We start from the raw sequence: 2180 nt of genomic DNA on the forward strand, positions 1-2180 counted from the left end.
CAATGGGGAGCAAATATTCGTAAGTTTTTTATTCGTATTTTCAATTAAGTATTAAAAAGTCCTTGGCCCTCACAAAACTAAGAGTGCTAAGGACATATTTTTAGACAAAATAAAAAGGCATGACCACCGTCATACCTTAAATGCATACACCCTACAGGAGTCGAACCTGTAACCTTCTGATTCGTAGTCAGACACTCTATCCAATTGAGCTAAGGGTGCAAAAAAAGTGCCGAGGACCGGAATCGAACCGGTACGGAGTGTAACCTCCGCAGGATTTTAAGTCCTGTGCGTCTGCCTGTTCCGCCACCCCGGCATAATGATATAGCTATCAATAATATTAAATTGTAGCAAAGCGGATTACGAGATTCGAACTCGCGACCCCCACCTTGGCAAGGTGGTGTTCTACCACTGAACTAAATCCGCAATGTAATGCCGGCTAAAGGACTTGAACCCTCGACCCTCTGATTACAAATCAGATGCTCTACCAACTGAGCTAAGCCGGCTATCTGCTTAACATTATAACCTATTCAGTTATAAGAAGCAATGGGTCATGTAGGAATCGAACCTACGACACTCTGATTAAAAGTCAGATGCTCTGCCGACTGAGCTAATGACCCCTCGTTCTTAACGACAAATATTATAATAAGCCATCTACAGATGAAAGTCAACCACTTTTTTAAAAAAATTTACTTTTTCGTAAAAAAACCCACAAAACCTCTTAAGATTGAAGTATAAATTGAATACCTTAGTAAAATTAGCTAATCTAAAAGAGAAAAGATAAAGGGAGGATATACTATGAAAAAAGATGTGGTTATTGTCGGTGCTTATCGAACAGCTATTGGCAATTTTGGTGGGGCATTTAAAGATGTTTCTGCTGTTGATTTGGGAACGACAGTCATTCAAGCTTTACTCAACAAAACAAAAGTTTCGCCACAACAAGTCGATGAAGTCATTATGGGAAACGTATTGCACGCAGGCCTTGGGCAAAATGTGGCACGTCAAATGGCGGTTCACGCGGGCATACCAGTTGAAAAAACAGCTCTAACAATCGATATGCTTTGTGGCTCAGGTTTAAAAGCAATCCAATTAGCGACGCAAAGTATCTTATTAGGAGATAGTGATATTATTATTGCCGGTGGTTCGGAAAATATGAGCCAAGCGGCGTACGTTATGCCTCAACACCGTTTTGGTCAACGAATGGGGAATGGTCAAATCATTGATACGATGATTCATGACGGTTTGACGGATGCTTTTAGTGGTGTTCATATGGGAGTTACCGCAGAAAATATTGCTCAAAAATATAATTTGTCGAGAAAAGAACAAGACGAATTTGCATTAAACAGTCAACAAAAAGCCGCTCAAGCGATCGCTGAAGGAAAGTTTAAAGATGAGATTGTTCCCGTGGAAGTCAAAGATCGCCGAGGAAATATAACAGTAGTGGATACTGATGAATATCCCCGTCCCAATGTAACGTTAGATGCTTTATCTTCTTTAAGACCAGCCTTTAAAAAAGATCAAGGAACGGTAACAGCAGGCAATGCTTCAGGAATTAATGATGGCGCGGCAGCCGTCATGTTAATGAGTCGTACGAAAGCTCAGGAGTTAAATTTACCTATTTTAGCCACCGTCGTCAGCTATGCCAGTTGCGGGGTAGATCCTCAACTGATGGGAACTGGACCGATTCCAGCTACCCAAAAAGCGTTGCAAAAAGCTCAGCTCACAATTGAAGATATGGATTTAATAGAAGGTAATGAAGCATTTGCGGCCCAATCTTTAAGTGTCATCAAAGAATTAAACATCGATCCAGATAAAATAAACGTTAACGGAGGAGCCATTGCTTTAGGTCATCCTATTGGAGCGAGCGGGGCACGTATTTTAGTCACGTTAATTCATGAAATGTCAAAACGAGACGTTAAATACGGTCTAGCTACCTTGTGTATTGGAGGCGGGCAAGGAATCTCTCTTATTATTGAACAATAATTCACTGAGTGGAGGCTGTGACATAAGTCGACAGTTTCTTTAGAAAAATAACCCCGTCAAAACATTTATTCATCATGTTTTGACGGGGTTTTGGTATAATTAAGTATCGAATTGAATGAATAAAAAAGGCAGGAGACCACAACCTCCTGCCTAAGACAATCCAGAAAGGACTATCTCTAATGAACGGACTTAAGTATACC

General features: G+C 40.6%; 1 protein-coding gene and 5 tRNA genes. 1 reads left to right on the top strand and 5 read right to left on the bottom strand.

What is annotated here, in order from left to right; translation table 11 throughout:
• Nucleotides 1-145: 145 nt before the first annotated feature.
• The 5 genes from BLR79_RS08610 to BLR79_RS08630 form a co-directional block, all read right to left on the bottom strand.
• A tRNA-Arg gene (locus BLR79_RS08610) sits at nucleotides 146-219 on the bottom strand.
• 8 nt (nucleotides 220-227) lie between these two features.
• A tRNA-Leu gene (locus tag BLR79_RS08615) sits at nucleotides 228-313 on the bottom strand.
• Between the two features lie 38 nt (nucleotides 314-351).
• Nucleotides 352-423: transfer RNA gene (locus tag BLR79_RS08620), tRNA-Gly, on the bottom strand.
• Between the two features lie 7 nt (nucleotides 424-430).
• Nucleotides 431-503: transfer RNA gene (locus BLR79_RS08625), tRNA-Thr, on the bottom strand.
• Nucleotides 504-544: 41 nt separating this feature from the next.
• Nucleotides 545-617, bottom strand: a tRNA-Lys gene (locus tag BLR79_RS08630).
• Between the two features lie 178 nt (nucleotides 618-795).
• On the opposite strand from BLR79_RS08630, the gene BLR79_RS08635 reads away from it, so the two are divergent.
• Nucleotides 796-1980 carry an acetyl-CoA C-acetyltransferase gene (locus tag BLR79_RS08635; protein ID WP_092087020.1) on the top strand — a complete coding sequence of 395 codons (1185 nt, stop codon included), beginning with the start codon at nucleotides 796-798 and terminating at the stop codon, nucleotides 1978-1980.
• Nucleotides 1981-2180: the final 200 nt, after the last annotated feature.

Origin of the sequence: Dolosicoccus paucivorans (assembly GCF_900100125.1) — a bacterium.
Lineage (GTDB): Bacteria > Bacillota > Bacilli > Lactobacillales > Aerococcaceae > Dolosicoccus > Dolosicoccus paucivorans.